Here is an 18,989-nt window from a genome sequence, read left to right as displayed (position 1 = left end):
TGAGATTATTAATAAAACTAAACTATCAAAGTTCTGAGTAGATGCAAAATGAGAAATCTAACACTATGAAGTAAAAGTGTTTTTTAGCTCTATTAAAGAACCTTCTACGATTTTTGGCAGTTTTATAATTTTACAGTTAAAACTAGCCATGAATTCGACTATAATAGCGGCCCTAAATATCGTTCAATCCTTAACCCCCGGATGAAATAACCTATGTTGATTTTACGTGGTGCGCCAGCACTTTCTGATTTCAAAGTTCAAAAAATCCTTAAAACCTGCTCTGACGCGAATTTACCAGTGACTGGTATTTATGCTGAGTTTATGCATTTTGCAGACTTAACTGCAGAGCTGAGCGAATCGGAATTAGACAAGCTAAATAAACTACTTAAGTACGGCCCAACTATCGCCGAACACGAGCCTCAAGGTGCACTTATTCTAGTAACACCACGTATTGGTACCATTTCTCCGTGGGCATCAAAAGCAACTGACATCGCTAACAACTGTGGCCTAGATAAGGTTCACCGTGTTGAGCGAGGTATTGCTTACTATGTTGAGGGTGAGCTAAGCGCAGAGCAACTAAATGAAGTTGCTAAGCTTGTCCATGACCGTATGACAGAGTCTGTTCACAACAGTCTTGAAGATGCAGGTCAGTTATTCCGCGTAGAAGAGCCGCGCCCAATGTCATCAGTAGACATTCTTGGTGGTGGCCGTGAGGCACTTGCAACAGCAAACGTTGAGCAAGGTTTTGCACTAGCGGATGACGAAATTGACTACTTAGTAGAAAACTTTACTAAGCTAGGTCGTAACCCGAACGACATCGAGCTATTCATGTTCGCACAGGCGAACTCTGAGCACTGTCGTCACAAGATTTTCAACGCTGATTGGACAATCGACGGCGTAGAACAGCCTAAGTCGCTGTTCAAAATGATCAAGAATACTTACGAGACGCACCCAGAAAACGTACTGTCTGCTTATAAAGATAACGCAGCAGTAATGAAGGGTTCTAAAGCGGGTCGTTTCTTCCCAAATAAAGAAGGCGAGTACAGCTTCAATCAAGAGAATATTGAAATCTTGATGAAGGTTGAAACGCACAATCACCCAACTGCGATTGCACCATTCTCTGGCGCATCAACGGGTTCTGGTGGTGAAATTCGTGACGAAGGTGCAACAGGTCGTGGTTCTAAGCCAAAAGCAGGCCTAGTTGGTTTTACTGTATCTAACCTTCGCATTCCAGGTTTTGAACAACCGTGGGAAACTAACTTCGGCAAGCCTGGTCGTATCGTTGATGCACTAGACATCATGATTGACGGCCCGCTAGGTGGCGCGGCGTTCAACAACGAATTTGGTCGTCCTAACCTACTTGGTTATTTCCGTACTTACGAAGAAAAAGTTAACAGCCATAACGGCGAAGAAGTACGTGGTTACCACAAGCCAATTATGCTTGCAGGTGGTCTTGGTAACATTCGTACTGAGCACGTACAAAAAGGTGAAATCCCTGTAGGCGCTAAGCTAATCGCCCTTGGTGGCCCTGCGATGAACATCGGTCTTGGTGGTGGTGCTGCATCATCTATGGCATCTGGTCAGTCAAACGAAGACCTAGATTTTGCTTCTGTACAGCGTGAAAACCCAGAAATGGAACGTCGTTGTCAGGAAGTTATCGATAAATGTTGGCAGCTAGGTGACGAAAACCCAATCGCGTTTATCCACGATGTGGGCGCGGGTGGTCTTTCAAACGCATTCCCTGAGCTAGTAGACGACGGTGGCCGTGGTGGTAAATTCCAACTACGTAATATCCCGAACGATGAGCCGGGCATGGCGCCACACGAGATCTGGTGTAACGAATCACAAGAGCGTTACGTACTTGCAGTAGCGGCTGAAGACTTCGCACGATTTGAAGAAATCTGTAAGCGTGAGCGCGCACAGTACGCGGTAATTGGTGAAGCGACAGAAGAGCGTCACTTAACTGTTGCGGATAGCCACTTTGATAACAACCCAGTAGACCTTCCACTTGAAGTACTACTTGGTAAAGCGCCTAAGATGCACCGTGACGTTGAATCAAAGCAAGTTGAAGGCCAAGCACTTAACACTGACAGCATCGACGTAGAGGAAGCGGCGAAGCGTTTACTTCGTCTACCGACTATTGCTGAGAAAACATTCCTTATCACAATCGGCGACCGTACGGTAACTGGTTTAGTTGCACGTGACCAAATGGTTGGCCCTTGGCAGGTACCAGTAGCAAACTGTGCAGTAACAGCTGCAGCGTTTGACACTTACCACGGTGAAGCAATGTCAATGGGTGAGCGTACACCTGCAGCACTTCTAAACTACGGTGCATCAGCACGTTTAGCAGTAGCAGAAGCGTTAACGAACATTGCTGGCGCAAACATTGGTGGTCTTGAGAACATCAAGCTATCTGCAAACTGGATGGCTGCAGCAGGTCACCCAGGTGAAGACGCAGGTCTTTATGAAGCAGTTAAAGCTGTGGGTGAAGAGTTATGTCCAGCACTTGGACTAACCATCCCAGTTGGTAAAGACTCAATGTCGATGAAAACGACATGGCAAGACGATGGTGAAGATAAAGCGGTTACAGCACCTCTTTCTCTAGTAATCACTGCATTTGGCCGTGTAGAAGACATTCGTAAAACAGTAACGCCTCAGCTTCGCACTGATAAAGGTGACTCAAGCCTAATCCTAGTTGATTTAGGTGCCGGTCAAAACCGCATGGGTGCATCAAGCCTTGCACAGGTTTACAAGCAACTTGGTGATAAGACACCAGACGTTGATAGCCCAGAGCTATTAAAAGGTTTCTACAACGCGATGCAAGCACTTGTAGCTGATGAGAAGCTACTTGCTTACCACGATCGTTCAGACGGTGGTTTATTCACAACTGTCGCTGAAATGGCATTTGCTGGTCGCACTGGTGTGACTGTAAACCTTGATAGCCTAACAGGCTCTGACATCGAAGCACTTTATAACGAAGAGCTAGGTGCGGTAATTCAGGTTCGCAACGACGACCTTGCAGCAGTTGAAGCTGTGTTAGCAGATAACGGCCTTGCGGCAATCAGCCATACTATCGGTGCACTAAATACTGAAGACAAAGTAATCTTCAACCGTGGTGGCGAAGCAGTACTTGCAAATACACGTACTGAACTACGCACTATTTGGGCTGAAACAACTTATAAGATGCAAGCACTTCGTGATAACCCTGAGTGTGCTAAGCAAGAATTTGATGCTAAGTTTGACGAAAAAGATCCTGGTCTTAACGTTAAACTAAGCTTCGACCTAAACGAAGACGTAGCAGCACCTTATATTGCAACAGGTGCTAAGCCTAAGATGGCAATCCTTCGTGAGCAAGGTGTTAACTCACACGTTGAAATGGCAGCCGCGTTTAACCGTGCAGGTTTTGCAGCAGTAGACGTACATATGAGCGACATCCTTGAAGGTCGCCTAACGCTAGAAGAGTTCAAAGGCCTTGTAGCATGTGGTGGTTTCTCTTACGGTGACGTACTAGGTGCGGGTGAAGGTTGGGCTAAATCAATCCTATTTAATGACATGGCACGCGATCAGTTCCAAACATTCTTTGAGCGTCAAGACACGTTCAGCTTAGGTGTGTGTAACGGCTGTCAGATGCTATCAACTCTGAAAGAGCTTATCCCAGGCACTGAGCACTGGCCACGTTTTGTAACCAATAAGTCAGAGCGTTTTGAAGCACGCTTTAGCCTTGTTGAAGTACAAGAAAGCCCGTCAGTATTCTTCCAAGGTATGGCTGGTTCTCGTATGCCTATCGCAGTATCTCACGGTGAAGGTCACGCTGAGTTTGCAAACGACGCAGCAGTGAAAGCAGCACTTGAGTCTGGCACTGTTGCAGTTCAGTACATTGATAACTTTGGTAAGCCAACAACGCAATACCCGAACAACCCGAATGGTTCACCAGAAGGTATCACAGGTATTACATCGCTTGACGGCCGCGCAACAGTTATGATGCCACACCCAGAGCGTGTATTCCGTGCAGTTGCTAACTCTTGGCACCCAGATGAGTGGAAAGAGGACAGCCCATGGATGCGTATGTTCCGTAACGCACGTAAGAACGTGGGTTAATTGAGTGAATATGTAGTTCATTAGAAAAGGTCGCGTAAGCGGCCTTTTTTATTGTTTTAAGAAAGCTAACTCTTGGGAGCGATACCCAAAAGAAGAGTGGAAAGAAGATAGCCCATGGATGCGCATGTTCCGCAACGCTAGAAAGAACATCGGCTAATCGTTTAGTTAGATGAAAAAAGGTCACTAAGGTGGCCTTTTTTGTATCTGTAAGTTGAGCAGCGTGTTTTACGTAAGTCTACGATGACGATTACTGCGTAACGCACCGGGCCGCAGCTTCAGGACGAATTAGTCTGCACTGCCTCAACTTGATTTAATTGAAAGGTCACTTCGGTGACTTTTCTATTAACAAACAGTGCTGGAATTAAATATCTCTAGCATTCAACAAAATAAAAATTAATTCGTCGATCAAATTGAGCTTTAATGTAAAAAAGCGCATACTGGGTGCTCTTTTGTAACTGCGAATAGTTATCGTGACGATTTGTGATATTCCCGTAAAACAACAAGCAACTATTTCTGGTTTGTGTCCAGAGTTAGATATTGCAGTGGCGAACCGATTAGAAGAAATGGGGTTTTCAGCGCACACCCTAGTTACTTGTATTCGCCGTACTCCTTTTAATGGTCCTATAGTCTACCAAGTTGGTGATTGTGTTTACTCGTTAGAGCCAGCAATCGCCAAACGCATTTTTATCTCATAATTACAAGAATATAAATGAAACGAATTTTATTAGTTGGTAAACCTAACTGTGGTAAAAGTTTGCTGTTTAATCAGTTGACTGGATTAAAGCAAAAAGTAGCAAATTTTCCCGGTGTTACTGTTGAGCTGAAAAGTGGTCAGTTTAATGAATTTGAGGTAGTTGATTTCCCTGGTACTTACTCACTTAATACGCTTTCTAAAGATGAGCAAATAGCCGTTGAAAAGCTCAGCGAAGCCATAGATCAAGATGACACTGAGATAGTTGTCAATGTACTCGATGCCACACGTTTAGAGCGCAGTTTAGTATTTGCATTGCAAGTGCAAAATCTGGCAAGACAGCACAATAAAAAAGTGGTGTTTGTGCTTAATTTGATTGATGAGCTGCAACGCTTCAATCACCATATCGATGTAGAGGCTTTGTCAAAAGACTTAGGTGCTCCAGTGTTTGCGCTTTCGGCAAAAACCCTAATTGGTGTATCAGAGTTTCAAACTGGTTTGCTTGATATTGCCAGAGAAGATTTAGTAGATACTCACATATCTATAGCAGAAGTTGGTTTAGCTAGAGCAAAAAAGCTCGCGAAAAAATATGCTATTTCGAGTGACATCGTGCTTAAAAAGCAAAATGTCATTGATAGTTTTTTGCTGAATAATGTCAGTGGTGCCTTTGCCTTTTTGGGCATTATGTTTTTACTTTTCCAAAGTATTTTTACTTGGGCTGCACCTTTAATGGACGGCGTTGAAGCCATAATTGGCGATACCGCTACCATGGTGACAGGTTTACTGCCTCATGGCATTGTCAAAGACTTTATCTCCGATGCGCTGTTTGGTGGTTTGGGATCTTTTTTGGTATTTGTGCCGCAAATTATGGTGCTGACGTTTATCATAGGTCTGCTCGAAGACAGTGGTTATTTGGCTCGAGCAGCTTTGATATGCCATAAACCGCTGAGCTTTTTTGGTCTATCTGGTCGTAGTTTTATTCCTTACTTATCTGCACATGCCTGCGCGATACCTGCCATTATGGCTGCCAGAACCATAGAGTCACCGCGCAAACGTTTAATCACTATGATGACGATCCCCTTGATGTCGTGTTCGGCGAGGTTGCCAGTTTATGCATTACTGGTCGCAGTGTTTATTCCATCTGATCAGAATGTGTTAGGTATATTTAATTTACAGGGGCTAGTTTTCTTTGCGCTGTATCTGTTTGGTATTTGTATGGCACTTATAGTTAGCGCTTTGCTGAGCAAGTCTAAAATGACAGAACAAACACAGTCTGAGATGCCGTTTATTTTAGAGCTGCCAACTTATCGTATGCCGCATTGGAAGCCATTAATGCACCGAGTCTTAAACAGTGGGCTTTATTTTATTAAGCGTGCCGCGCCAGTTATTTTTATGGTCTCTGTGGTTATTTGGGTGCTTGGTTACTTTCCGCTAAATGCAGGGCTAGAACATTCTTGGTTAGGTCAGTTAGGGCAATTTATCGGCCCCGTTGTTGAACCTCTTGGTTTGGATTGGCGCTACGGTGTTGCGATTATTATGTCTTTCTTGGCTAGGGAAGTATTCGTGGGGGCATTGGGTACTTTATATGGCATGGAAGGGGCGGATGAAAACATTGCTGGGCTTGCTTCGCAAATAATGGCCGATGGCCTAACATTAGGCACAGGTATTGGCTTAATGTTGTTTTACGTGGTGGCACTGCAATGTGTCGCAACAGTTGCAACCATAAAAGCCGAAATGGGTAACTCAAGGTTGGCATGGGGATTGTTTGTTGTTTATGGTTTGTTGGCTTATAGCCTAGCTGTTGCAGCAAGCAAGCTAATTTAGAGGGATTTTATGGGTCAGTTTGTTTGAAGCTGACCCACAATGTATTTAACCTGAACTTTGGTTCTTTGGAGGCTATTAATTAAAACTGATAGCCTAAGTTAAATGAGAGTTGACCTGTGGTATCGGTTTTACCATAATCTCCCCACCAGCCACCTTGGTCTTGGCGAGTAATGCCAATACCGCCACCTAAACGCCAACCCGCATTACTTCTGCCTTGAAAATAATGGTTGTACTCAAGCATAACGAAGCCTTTTTCACTGACGATCTGCTCTGAGCCGACAGCAAAACTGATAGCGTTTTGTTCGCTAAGTGCATATTCATAGCCAATAGCTGCACCCACTAAACCGATAGATGCAAAAACACGGCTGCTTTCGCCTGTATTCATCGCGTATTTCACACCAGCAACACCGCCATACTGAAAACCAATACCTGCAGAAACCTTGTTTTCATCAGCGTTTGCTAAGCCAGATACAAGGAGTGTCGAAAGTAAAAGTGCTTTCTTAAGCATGTTATTAAATCCTTTGTTCATTATTATTTAAATCAAACCTTTAAAAATCGTAAATGAAATTCATTTCTATGTATAGAACCTGAACGAGGTAAAACTGTTAACAAATGTAAAGTCTGTATTTATTTGTATCAGCTACAACTCATTACATTTTTGCTGATGCAAATGCGTTTAAAACAAGTAAAATAGCGACGTATTATTAATAAAATTTAGGGTGATATGTTTAAGAAGGGATTGCTTTGGGTAACGGTATTCTTACTGGTTGCCTTTGTTTGTATCTATAGCTTTAGGAATGCGCTGGTTGTAAATATTGCTGGCCCTAAGTTGAAAGATGCAGATATTAAACTCTCTTGTCTTGATTGGTCACTTTCGAGTGTTGATACAATTAAGTTAAACAAAGCTTGTATTGAGCACCCCGCAGCCACAATTCAATTGATTGATGCCCACCTATCTTTCACTGATGTTGTTATTAAACAGGTAAAAGTTACATTAAAAGAATCTACCCAAGCACCGTCAGAGCCAACATTTCAAAAGTTACAACTGCCATTACCTGCAGAGCGGCCATTGCTGGCAATTAAGCAATTGGTTGTTGCGGGTAAACTTTTAGGCGTACCTATTTCGATAAGTCTCAAAGAGACTGATTTGGATCGTTTTTCGATTTCGGGAGATTTAACCGCTCAGTTATCTGTATTTAAAGACAAAATAAAAATCGATGAGTTTGCTTTAGATAACAAGTTAATTAAGGTTTTTAAACCACAGCAGATAACGTCTTTAAGTGGGGCTGTAAATGCTGATTTTGATGGCACTCAACTGAGATTTAACAGCAAACTTGCTTTATCAGCTCAGAGCGTTCAGAACGACTGTGCCGTGACAGCAAACATAAATGGTACATTGTCAGGTGAACTTGATTTAATTCAGCAATCGGCTGAAGTTGATTTGAGTGGACTGGAAAATAATCTTAATGCAAAAACGTGTAATGCGATTGTGCAATCTTACTTGCCAAAAAGTCTGCATGCAGAAGACTTGGTTGCTGAGACCTTATCGTTGCATTTGCCTAATAAGCTTTATTTTAAAAATGGCCAGATCTCCACAAAACACGTCAAAGTAGTTAATGGGCATTTTAATCGTTTAGAGCTAATAGATCTCAACCTAGGTATTAGTGCTCAAGCAATTCAGTCGCAATTACAGTTTATCCATCATAGTAAGGGACTTGGAGAGTGGGATGTTTCTGGCGCGTTTGAACTTAAGCAAAAGCAATTTAACACGAACCTAACACTAGATGCTCAGCACGCAAGTTTACCCGATCTATTGGCTAGCCAATTTACAGATCAGCAAACACCATTGCCGATTGAATTTGGTAAAGCCCGTTTTAATTCGACGCTGTCAGCTGCGGGTACAATTAACCAAGCAATTGAGTTTGAAGTAAATAGCCAACTCGAGCTTTTAGAAATCACAGGAAAAGGTGTCAGTTTGCCACTGTTAACAATGCGTGCTGACATGACAGGTGAGTTTTCAGAGCATTTAAAAGTCTCAGGTAAAGGGGCACTTTCATTTGATTCTTTAAAGTATCCAATGAACCAATCGCCATTACAAGGCAAAGGTTTTACGGCACACTGGCAATCAGACTTCGTAGAAAATGATCTTCAATTAGATTTAGATTGGCAGTTGAAAGGCTTAAAACACGCAGACAATCAAATTCAAGGCCTGCAGCAAACACTTCAGCTTAATGGCAAGCTTAACGAGCTAATGAGTAGCGCCATTTTAAAGGCAAAAACACATTTAGATGCGGCTGCAAATTCGACATTATTAATTGAAGATATCAACATTGAGTCTCAAGGTGATTTTAAACAGGCAATGAATTTTGAGCACGATATTAACTTGCTTGATATGAACCTGTCGTTTCGTCATGAAGTGTCTGACACTAAGATGCCATTTGAGTTAGTCATGATTGAACAAGACTTAACGGGCTTACAGCCTATACTTGAGCAACTAGCCCCAAAATTAAAAATTGAAACGGGTAGCAGTAGTGTTATTGCAAGTGGCGATTTAAAAACACAAAACATTGATTTTGATGTGCAGTTTGATGCTTCTGCATTATTTGATACCCACTACATTAGTGATGCAGCAGGAAAAGTGTCGGGCCAAGTCAGTTCAGGTTTGATTAATATACCTAAAACTAAAGTCACTATTGGAGAGTTTCGTTCAGGTGCGGTTTTGACGAATATTGAAGCCAATTTACAAGCTCAAAATGGCACCGCTTGGTTAAGTGATATTACCGCAGAGGCCTTTGATGGTGTGCTTAAAGCAGATAAAGTAATGCTGACAGCAGAACCACAACGTATTGAAGCAAAAGCTGAAAACTTAGACTTAGCGATTTTGGCCAAAGCAGGCCGAGAAGCGGGAGTAGAGCTTACAGGGCGAGTTTCTGGTGAATTACCGGTTGAAGTGTATGATGGCAAAGTAAGCATTACTGACGGTAAGCTGTATAACTTAGGTTCGGGCATGTTGAGTGTGTCTGAGAATGCGTCGGTCAACGCACTCAAAGAACAACAACCACAACTTAAAACAGTGATTGGTTTACTAGATAATTTAGACATAGATACGCTGCGCAGTGATGTGGCGTTAACGCAAGATGGCTGGTTAACGCTGGGTGTAAATATTAAAGGCGAAAACAAAAGCCAAGCACAGCCAGTGAATTTTAATTACACACATCATGAAAATATATACACCTTATTTAAGGCGTTACGATTGAATGATGAGATCAGTCAGCAAGTAGAAAAAGCTTTAACTAAATAGGGGAAGACCATGAAGTGGATTGCAGCTTTATTCAGTGCCTTAGTGCTAATGGGATGTACGCATAAGGTGCAAGTTGAAACTAAAGAGCCAATTACCATCAATTTGAACGTAAAAGTGGATCATGAAATCCGCGTTAAAGTAGACAAAGAGCTAGATAACTTATTTAGCGATGATAGCGAGTTATTCTAAGGAGATAGTTATGAAAAAGAGTGTATTTTTATTGCCAGTTTTAGCCTTAAGTTTTGCTTTTTCTGCTTTCGCGTTAGATTTAGGTTCGGCAAAATCTCAGGGCTTAGTTGGTGAGACTGCTTCTGGTTATTTAGGCGCTGTAAATAATAGCGCAGAAGTTCAGGCGCTGATTGAAGATATTAATGCTAAACGCAAAGCCAAATATAAGCAGTTAGCCGAGAAGCACGGCATCACGCTTGCTCAGGTTGAGCAACAAGCTGGTAAAAAAGCCTTGCAGAAAACAGAAAAAGGCCACTTCGTACAAGTAAATGGCAAATGGGTTAAGAAGTAATAATTTGCAAAGCTAGAAGCTAAAAGATATAAGTACAGTGAGCTTTTTAAGCGCTGTGCTTTTTTATTTCTATCATTTTTTATTTATTCAAACTATTTTCCAAAGCGCTGCGACTAACTTGTTAAATATTGAATTTGATATCTCAACAGGAAAGGTTATCGCTATGAAAATTAAAGCCCTCATTACCGTGTTAGCGAGTGCAGTGTTAACTGCATGTGTTGCAGCCAATGCCTCACCAGAACAAAACAAGGATTCTGATTACCGCATTCAAGTGTTTAAAGAATGTGAGAAAATTAAAGACATTGCTATGTCACCGGATCAGATTACTGCATATCAGGCATTACAAAATATCGAAGATAAGATGACACAATTAGAAGCGCCAATGCGTGATATGGATGAAGAGCTTGAGATCTATCAAGATCAACTTGATGAGCTCGCTGATGCGGTCACTTATGAAGACGACAATGTCCTTAAAATCGATAAGCAGAAATTGCGAGAACAAAAACAGCTGGCCCGAAAAATTGAGCAAATTGTAAGACATCATGAAGCAGATATTCGAGCGATTGAAAGTGAAGCAAGAAGAATAGAAGCTGCATCGATGCGTTTTGAGCGCGCCATTAAGCCTAGTTTAGATGGATTAGATCACGACCAAGTTCAGATTATCAATCGTAAAACGGCTAAGCCATTTAAGTGTTATCAGATGAGCTAGTCTGTCTAACGCTTATTAAAATTTATATCTCCCTTAAAAAAGGCCAGACATTCCAAATGCTGGCCTTTACGCGTTTTGGTATTACAGGGGAAACTTATCTATCTGTGTTTGGCTCAACACTTCTAGGGTTAATAGTGAGTGGCGACAGCGTAATTTTTGCATTGTTGCTCGCACCCATGTGATTGGTGTATTTTTGCCCTTCAAATAAGGTATAGAACACATCTAGGTAATCATCATCGTTACTAAACCAATGGCTTGGCATGGCTTTAATTAACTGGTTGGTTAATTGTGGAATAATCGCATAGCCTTGTACATTTGGATCAGGAATAGCGCGCATTACTTGCGTGACAATGTCTAGAAATGTGGTCGCTAACTCTTGGTAGTTAGTATTGTCATCTTGCTCCATTAGTAATACATCGGCTGCCTGCCAGCGATAGCGCTCCCAATGAATGAGGATCTGGTTTGGCGTATAGTCAGTACCATCATGATCAAGGTATGGCATATCGACAATATCTAACACGGGCTCATCACGAGATGGGCTCACGCCTGTCACAACAGCATAAACTTCGGCTTTGCCCGATACCCAAGGCTCTTCGTCATCATTCAAACGAATTCTATCAAGCTTAGAGGTTGAAATGGCAGTATCCTGAACGCTTTGTTGTTGCAGCATCACAGAAGGAGATTGGCTTCGAGCCTGCTCAAAAATAGACTGCATAACAGCAAGGCCTTCTTTTTTAACTTGCTGGCTGTCGAGCTCTAAAATCAGTACTGGTTGTGAGGGTAAAATACGCGCATCGAGTAAGTGTAAATTACCTTGTGCATCAAATGCCTCGACATATAGCCAGTCTTTGTCATCGCCTTTTGGTGCGAAGGCAATAAGCGGTTGCTGACCATTCTGCCATTGCATAAGCATATCTTTTGAAGCGAGTCTAAGTTGATATAAGTTAGCGTTAGCTTGCTCTAAGCCTTTTAACGAGCGGGTACGTGCATTGGCTTGTTGCATCAATTGTTGATTATTTTGCGTTAAACTCAGCGCGCTAAGTTTGGCGATATGGGTGTTGCTAAGTTGGTGTAACCAGCTTTTTTCTTGTGTCGCTAAATCCTTAGCAACATGGTTTGCCAGTACGCGCTTAATGTCAGTGACTTGCATCGCGTTATGGTTAAATTGATCAACTGCGTCAAGCGCTGGATGAGTGTTAAGTTTGCTCGACAATGCAATGTGCTCTGCAGCAAAACTTGATGAACTTACAAGCATTGAGCCCATAAGCGCGGTTTTAATTAAGTGATTCATAAGATTTCCTTGAAATAATCCGTGTTTATGTTTTTCACAACACCAGACTAGGTGTTAGGGATAAAATAGAGTAACTGCTTTATATCGTCAATTTATTTATAACAATATTTTTACATTGTGGGTTTTTAGTTATATGGATAAAGTATGCTTTTTGCTCTGATGAGCATTAAATAAAGCAACTTATGTTTTTTGAAGACAGAGTTTAAAAAATTTAAATGTAATGAAAATAGTTTATTTTTTGTTACTAAAATTCACTTTAAGGAAAATCATTATGACAACCCATAGCAAACCTTCGACCCTCTCATGGTTAATTTCATTATCATGTATGGCCAGCTCGGCTTGTATATATGCAAATGACTTCACCGCGCTTGATCAAGCTCTGCCTGCGACTTATATCATTAACGGGACCGAACCCGTATTTGATTTTGACGGCGACGGATGCTTGCCGAGTGCAGGCATAAGCAGAACAGGGATGCAAAATTCAGGGCTTAAAACATCAGGAAGTTTAGGTGGTAATTGTCGAGATAGCTGGTTTTTAAATACTTCTAATACGGTGCACCGCTATGCATGTAAAGAGACCAGTCATGGACAATATTGCGCGCACTTTTATGCATTATATTTCAAGAAAGATCAGGTGTTTGCTTATTTTGGCGGTGGTCATCGCCACGACTGGGAATATGCGGCAGTGTGGACCAAAGATGGTTTAGTCACGCATGGTAGTTACAGCGCCCATGGTGACTTATTCACAAAACCGGCCTCAGACCTACCGATGGAAAATGGCCATTTAAAAATTGTTTATCATAAAGATGGCATTCTGACTCATGCTCTTCGCTTTGCCAAAACGAATGAAATGGCAGAAAGCGCATATAATCGTTTTGTCACCCCCCCAATTATTAGTTGGTACGAAATGCAAGGTGACGGTATTGATAACCAAGGTTTACGTGACAAGCTGAATCAGTATGATTATGGCTCAGCAACTTTACCGGTTAAAGACAGTCGTTTTGTTTATAACATAAACCGTTTTAAGCCAGCAGGTTATCCTGAGTTTACCGAGCAAGATGCTTTAAATTCACAGTAAAAAACTGACCGCGAGGAGGTCCGCCTTCTCGCTCAAAATACTAATCGGTTCATAAGATTCTCATCACTTTTTAAAATTAGCATCTACACTTAAATACATCTATTTAGTTTTAGCATGAATCTATGTATTTCAGAGTCTTACTTATCACTATTTGCTTACTTTTAATAAGTTGTACAGAGCACACACAAGCTCCATTAAGAATAGGCACAAATACTTGGCCAGGCTATGAGCCTCTATATGTAACTCAAAAGAAGTCCTCTGAGTTTTTAAATAAAATTAAATTTATTGAATACCGAAATGCCTCTCAGGTCTTGAATGGCATTATTAATAATTCGATTGATGTTGCAGCAGTGACGCTAGACGAAGCGGTCAAAATAAAGGCGTTGGGTTACGATATCCAAGTGATTTGGGTGATTGATGAGTCCTATGGTGCAGACGCGCTTATATCCATGAACTCAGAAACCATTGAGGCGCTTAAAGGTAAAAAAATAGGTGTCGAAACATCTGCCTTAGGGGCATATTTCTTAAGGCGATTTCTTGAAAACAAACAACTTGAAAAAAATGATTTTCAGATAGTAAACCTTGAGGTAAATAGGCATTTAGATGCAATAAAACAGGGAACGGTCGATGCCGTATTAACGTTTGATCCAGTTAAAAGTAAGCTTTTAGAGTCCGGGGCCACTAACTTATTTGACAGTACGCAAATACCGGGTGAAATTATTGATGTACTTATTGTGAATCGCGCAAATTTTAGTACTCAGCAACAAGTCACTTTAAGCCAATTCTTAAAAGCGCATGCCAGAACCGTAATCGCGATAAACAGCAATATAAAACCTTACTACCACTCTTTAAATAATCGCTTAAATTTGTCTGAGACTCAATTTTTCGATTCTTACAGCCAAATTAAGCTTTTTGAATTAGGGCGAGTTGAGCAATGGCTCACTCAAGCTGATCAGCAACAGCAATTAATTAAGCGTTATTCAGATGTTTTATTAGAAGAACAAATCATTACTCAAGCATGTGATTGTGAGCATCTCGTTTCGACAAATATTTTAGAATTGGTAAAAAATGAAAAATAGATTCGTTTTATCTGTAGTGCTTATTTTACTGTCAGTCATGACATGCATTTTGCTTGTTTACCAGTTGGTTATTAAAGAAAAGCTGATAGATAGTATTGCGCAAGAGACTAACGAAAGGTTGAGTTTTAGTGCTGAGGTATTGGCTTATAATTTTAGTCATGATGACTTAGAGCAAACAAGGAATTGGTTAACTCTAAAAAGTGAGTTAACTGACGTTGATAGGGTGTTACTCGTTACTTCTGACAAAGTGGTTGTTGCTTCAAATCATATTGCTGATGAGGAGCGTCCTCTTCTAGAAGTCGATGCCAATATTTTTAATTTTATAACTGCAGCAGAATCACTCAATGTAACGGGCAATAAACTGAGGCTTGTGCAGCCCATTTTACAGTTGGGCTCAAATACACCAACACACTATTTGTATTTACAACGAGATATTACCGACAAACTACAGCAACTCAAGGCACAGGTATTTTATCTGTCGATTATGCTTATCGGGTTGTTTTCATTTTTCTTCTTCTTGTATTTGAGAGTAAAAAAACAAGAAGTAAAGCATGACATAACAGAAATTCAAAAAGCCATTACATTATTTAATGATGGTGCACATTCATCTAGGTTAACCGAAAATAAGCAGAGTGATTTTTTCCCGTTGCAATGCACTTTAAATGATTCATTTGCTTTAAATGAATATTTGCAAAGCTATTTGAAAGCGCAAGCTCAGTTTTCTGATTTAGTTAATGGGCTAGTGACAGATGCGATAGTGGAAACCAATGCACATGGTGAGATAACGCATGTAAATAAAACGGCTGTCTCGATGTTTGGTTATGACTCAGAAGATGAGTTGATAGGTAGCAATGTCATTGTGCTTATACCTACTAAATATCAGCGTAAACATAGTCAAAGCATGATGAATTACTCAGGCAAGCAACATGTCGATCAGGTATTAAACACCATTCGTAATGTTGCCGCAGTTAAAAAAAGTGGTGAGGCATTTCCTGTTGAAATTGTTATTTCGCAATATAAAATTCAAGAAAAACAGAGGTATATTGCATTTATTCGCGACTTTAGTGAAGTTGCCAGATATGAAAACTCAATTAAGAAACTGGCTTATTTTGACGCCCTTACTGGGTTACAAAACCTGAATGGGGTAATACACCAATTGAAAGCCCTTAAGTTACCACTTCAAGTTTCAGTTATCGAATTAGAAGGCCTACAAGATATTAATGATGTATATGGCCCAAAAGTAGGTGATAAATACCTTTGCTCATTTGCTCAAGCGTTGTCTCAATTACCTTTACAAGGGGTGATTGCTGCTCGGGTTCGTTCAAGTCGTTTTCTTGTGCTTCATCAAAGTTCTTTAAAAGATGAGAGTAAGCAATTTCATAAGCTCAATAAAAAAGAAATAGAGATTGATGACTTTACGGTTAAATTGAAGTTTGTGCGTTGCACCGCAAAGTTGTTGAGCAGTGAAAGTTTAGGTGAACTTCTTGGGCAGTGTGATTTAGCGTTAAGAGATCAAGAAAATAGAGGAGTAGGCTCAGTTGTTAAAATAGACATCGACTTTTTAGAAGAGCTGAAATACCAAGCATGGCTTAAACAAGCATTAGAAAAAGCAATAGAAAGTAAACAGTTATATTTTGACTATCAACCAAAGTTTGACACAAAGACTTTAAAGCCTTGTGCAGCAGAAGCTTTGATCCGTTGGAATTGTGATGGTGAAATGATCTCACCTAGTGTCTTTATTACGATGGCAGAAAAAAAAGGCATGATGCCTTTGCTCGACAGATATGTGATCAGAACTGTTTGTAGTCAAATTCGCCAGTGGTTAGATATGAACCTAGAAGTTTTACCCATTTCAATAAATTTATCGGCTAGGCATTTATTTGAACAAGACACCATAGCGGTTATTTTTGAGCATGTTGGGGAGTTTGATATTCCGCCGCATATGCTGGAAGTTGAAGTAACTGAATATGGCTTAATTAAAGATTATAAAAAAACAGCCATTAATATGATGCGCCTTGAGAAAGCAGGGATTTCAGTGGCCATTGATGACTATGGTACTGGGCATGCTAACTTAGAAACCGTCTTATCATTACCTATTAAGCATTTAAAAATAGATCAAAGCTTTATTCGTTTAGGCATGAAATCGGTAAAAGGGCAGGCCATTCTAGAAAACATTATTTCATTGGCGAAATCATTGAAGGTGGTTACAACTGCAGAAGGTGTGGAAACACAAGAGCAATTAGATTATTTAAAAAATGCGCAATGCGATGCAATTCAGGGCTATTTGTTATCAAAACCTATGAAGTTAAAAGATTTTGAAGATTTGATGAATAGAAGGAATGATCAATAAAGGAAGCAAAATGCTTCCTTAAATATTAGGGTATATTGGAAGTATTTGAATTAAATTTATACTTCAAACATAAATATATCCTAGTAATCAGGCATACAGATTTCGTTTCTTGCCGAATAACAGTTTTGTCCAGTTGGACAACCCAAGAAAACAGCTGTGTCACAACCAAACGAGTAGCAAGCACCTTGAGTTGCTGTACCGCCTGCAACGTGAGGGGTTTGGTTGTTCGCGATTGTTTTTACATCTTTGCTTAACTGTTTTATGGTTTTCTTTTGTAGCTTAATTTTCATCTTAATCTCCTTGTTTGAATCAAGCCTGTTTACTATGGCACTCAAGTAGAAGAGTGTAAACAAAAAGTTATAAATTCAATTTTACTCTCCGAGTGCATAAGTCGTATAGGTACTCTTTAGTGAAAATATTTGTTTCGAGTTTGTACCTTTTTCTGTCATGGTAATGGTTAACTTTTCATTAGGCTTTAAGCTGTTAAGCAATGATACATGTATAGACATAACATCACGTAAAGGGAGTAAAAACTTACCGATAATAACAATATGCTCAATTTGACTGTTATTAACATCATGATTTTTCTGAGGGGCTAACATGGTGCCACTTAAGAAAGTTGTTTGCTCCTCACTTTTTAAATACAAAGACTCTGTAACGTACTCAATCATCTCTTTTTGCTGAGATTTAATCTCCTGAATAGTGAGTATTTTATCTTTGTCCTTATCAAATCCCATTAGAGTTGAAACAGGTAAAGACAAAACTAAATACCCACCAGATTGATCGAAATTTAACGTGCCTTTGTTAGGTGCCATCAAATGAGCTTGAGTGTTATGGCTAAAAACGCTCAGTAAAATTCCAATGAGTGCAGAGCACAATTTGAGTTTCATCGTCATATTTAGCCTCTTTTATAACTCGCCTTTTACGCAGCGCTGAAAATACGGGTAGGAATCTGTGGCGTAGTAATGATAAATACCTTCAGGGAATTCAGGCGTTACACCAAAGCGGCCATTACATTCGTCTAGGTCTCCAGATCCAGCTACATATTCCCAATCTTCGGCAAAGGTGCCCAGTGGATATACTTCAACAGATGGGCGGCTGGTGCTGATATTTTCAATCAACTTATAGCTGCCTGTGATTACTTTTATTGGCGAACTTGCATTTTCAGCTTCGCTAAAGCCATATCTTGCGTAAATAGGAAAGCCGTCAGCCGCCCAGCCAATTAAAGTCATAGTTGAATTATTGCCACCTCTGAGCGCTATAAATCCTTCCGGCATACCATGATAGTGATAGGCTCCACCAGGTTGCACATGGGCGTTATTGTCGTCGGTGCCGAAGTTAAAACTGGTTTGTCCCAGCGCTTCAATATGCCAACTCCCTTCATTGCCAATTAGGCTACAGTTATTACCAGAATCATCACAGGTGCCAGCGGTATTAGCGTCAATCTTGACGCCATTTAAAACATATCCGGTAGCACCACGAGGGCCACCTAAAGTATTGGCCGATGTGCTTTCTTGAGGTGAAAGTGTGTAAGCGATTGAGACGTTTTGCTCGCTGATTTCATTGGGATTATTGGCATTGGGGAATTGCCCGGTAGCATGATCCGGTAGGCCATTGGCCGTTAAGGTTCGATTACTGCCATCACATGACCACTGAGCGTTGCTGGTGGCTTGGACAGAAGCTGAACCATTGTATTCATTGTAATAATAATCACATAGCACGCCGTCGGTATAACCGGTTATAGACGCAGTTCCATTGTTTGTGTCGTTATTGGAAGAAGTACTGTTGTCAGAGCCTGTAGAGCTATTAGAGTCACCTTGAGTAGAGTTATTACTTGTGTCGTCACTAGCTGATGAGGTATCAGCTATGATTTCATTATTATTGTTATCAGAACTACCGCAACCAAAGAGTGTGAAAGTAGCCGCGAATAGAGCGAGATATGTCGGTGTAATGAGGTTTATAAGTTTCATCATAATCACTCCTATAGGTAAAGCTTCAATTGGATTATGAATTAACTGTAGGTTTTAATTGTGCAGTAAATGTGCACA

General features: G+C 40.6%; 15 protein-coding genes. 10 read left to right on the top strand and 5 right to left on the bottom strand.

Annotated features, from left to right (window positions below):
- Positions 1 to 213: 213 nt before the first annotated feature.
- From purL to ACH784_RS13735, 3 genes are all read left to right on the top strand, one after another.
- A complete protein-coding gene (gene purL, locus ACH784_RS13745) occupies positions 214 to 4,098 on the top strand; it encodes a phosphoribosylformylglycinamidine synthase (RefSeq protein WP_404391105.1) in 3,885 nt (1,294 codons plus the stop codon).
- 470 nt (positions 4,099 to 4,568) lie between these two features.
- Complete coding sequence (locus tag ACH784_RS13740; protein ID WP_404391103.1) at positions 4,569 to 4,793, top strand: ferrous iron transport protein A; 225 nt, start codon at positions 4,569 to 4,571, stop codon at positions 4,791 to 4,793.
- 14 nt (positions 4,794 to 4,807) lie between these two features.
- Entirely contained in the window at positions 4,808 to 6,613 is a 1,806-nt protein-coding gene (locus tag ACH784_RS13735) for a ferrous iron transporter B (RefSeq protein WP_404391101.1), read from the top strand.
- A 79-nt stretch (positions 6,614 to 6,692) separates the two neighbouring features.
- On the opposite strand, the gene ACH784_RS13730 is transcribed toward ACH784_RS13735, so the two are convergent.
- Complete coding sequence (locus tag ACH784_RS13730; protein WP_404391099.1) at positions 6,693 to 7,121, bottom strand: hypothetical protein; 429 nt, start codon at positions 7,119 to 7,121, stop codon at positions 6,693 to 6,695.
- 216 nt (positions 7,122 to 7,337) lie between these two features.
- On the opposite strand from ACH784_RS13730, the gene ACH784_RS13725 reads away from it, so the two are divergent.
- From ACH784_RS13725 to ACH784_RS13710, 4 genes are all read left to right on the top strand, one after another.
- A complete protein-coding gene (locus ACH784_RS13725) occupies positions 7,338 to 9,914 on the top strand; it encodes a YdbH domain-containing protein (protein ID WP_404391097.1) in 2,577 nt (858 codons plus the stop codon).
- Positions 9,915 to 9,923: 9 nt separating this feature from the next.
- Entirely contained in the window at positions 9,924 to 10,103 is a 180-nt protein-coding gene (locus tag ACH784_RS13720; RefSeq protein WP_404391095.1) for a YnbE family lipoprotein, read from the top strand.
- 10 nt (positions 10,104 to 10,113) lie between these two features.
- Entirely contained in the window at positions 10,114 to 10,434 is a 321-nt protein-coding gene (locus ACH784_RS13715; RefSeq protein WP_404391093.1) for a YdbL family protein, read from the top strand.
- 163 nt (positions 10,435 to 10,597) lie between these two features.
- Complete coding sequence (locus ACH784_RS13710; protein ID WP_404391091.1) at positions 10,598 to 11,143, top strand: hypothetical protein; 546 nt, start codon at positions 10,598 to 10,600, stop codon at positions 11,141 to 11,143.
- A 94-nt stretch (positions 11,144 to 11,237) separates the two neighbouring features.
- On the opposite strand, the gene ACH784_RS13705 is transcribed toward ACH784_RS13710, so the two are convergent.
- The gene (locus tag ACH784_RS13705; RefSeq protein WP_404391089.1) at positions 11,238 to 12,434 is read right to left on the bottom strand and encodes a DUF3103 family protein; all 1,197 of its coding nucleotides are present in this window, start codon (positions 12,432 to 12,434) and stop codon (positions 11,238 to 11,240) included.
- A gap of 271 nt (positions 12,435 to 12,705) precedes the next feature.
- Here ACH784_RS13705 and ACH784_RS13700 point away from each other — a divergent pair, with 271 nt between their 5' ends.
- The 3 genes from ACH784_RS13700 (at position 12,706) to ACH784_RS13690 (ending at position 16,941) form a co-directional block, all read left to right on the top strand.
- Positions 12,706 to 13,512, top strand: coding sequence for an NPP1 family protein (locus ACH784_RS13700; RefSeq protein WP_404391087.1), 807 nt, complete (start codon positions 12,706 to 12,708; stop codon positions 13,510 to 13,512).
- A 122-nt stretch (positions 13,513 to 13,634) separates the two neighbouring features.
- On the top strand, positions 13,635 to 14,591 hold the full coding sequence (locus ACH784_RS13695) for an ABC transporter substrate-binding protein (protein ID WP_404391085.1): 957 nt from the start codon (positions 13,635 to 13,637) through the stop codon (positions 14,589 to 14,591).
- The gene (locus ACH784_RS13690) at positions 14,581 to 16,941 is read left to right on the top strand and encodes an EAL domain-containing protein (RefSeq protein WP_404391083.1); all 2,361 of its coding nucleotides are present in this window, start codon (positions 14,581 to 14,583) and stop codon (positions 16,939 to 16,941) included. The genes ACH784_RS13695 and ACH784_RS13690 overlap by 11 nt, the downstream gene beginning before the upstream one ends.
- 80 nt (positions 16,942 to 17,021) lie before the next feature.
- Here ACH784_RS13690 and ACH784_RS13685 read toward each other — a convergent pair whose 3' ends face one another.
- From ACH784_RS13685 to ACH784_RS13675, 3 genes are all read right to left on the bottom strand, one after another.
- Positions 17,022 to 17,231 carry a hypothetical protein gene (locus tag ACH784_RS13685; protein WP_404391081.1) on the bottom strand — a complete coding sequence of 70 codons (210 nt, stop codon included), beginning with the start codon at positions 17,229 to 17,231 and terminating at the stop codon, positions 17,022 to 17,024.
- Between the two features lie 81 nt (positions 17,232 to 17,312).
- Complete coding sequence (locus ACH784_RS13680) at positions 17,313 to 17,837, bottom strand: hypothetical protein (RefSeq protein WP_404391079.1); 525 nt, start codon at positions 17,835 to 17,837, stop codon at positions 17,313 to 17,315.
- A 12-nt stretch (positions 17,838 to 17,849) separates the two neighbouring features.
- A complete protein-coding gene (locus tag ACH784_RS13675; RefSeq protein WP_404391077.1) occupies positions 17,850 to 18,914 on the bottom strand; it encodes a YHYH protein in 1,065 nt (354 codons plus the stop codon).
- Between the last annotated feature and the right edge of the window lie 75 nt (positions 18,915 to 18,989).

It is taken from the genome of Pseudoalteromonas phenolica (assembly GCF_044788725.1).
Taxonomy (GTDB): Bacteria; Pseudomonadota; Gammaproteobacteria; order Enterobacterales; family Alteromonadaceae; genus Pseudoalteromonas; species Pseudoalteromonas phenolica_C.
Note: the sequence above shows the minus strand (reverse complement) of the source record. Positions and strands in the feature narration are given on the sequence as shown.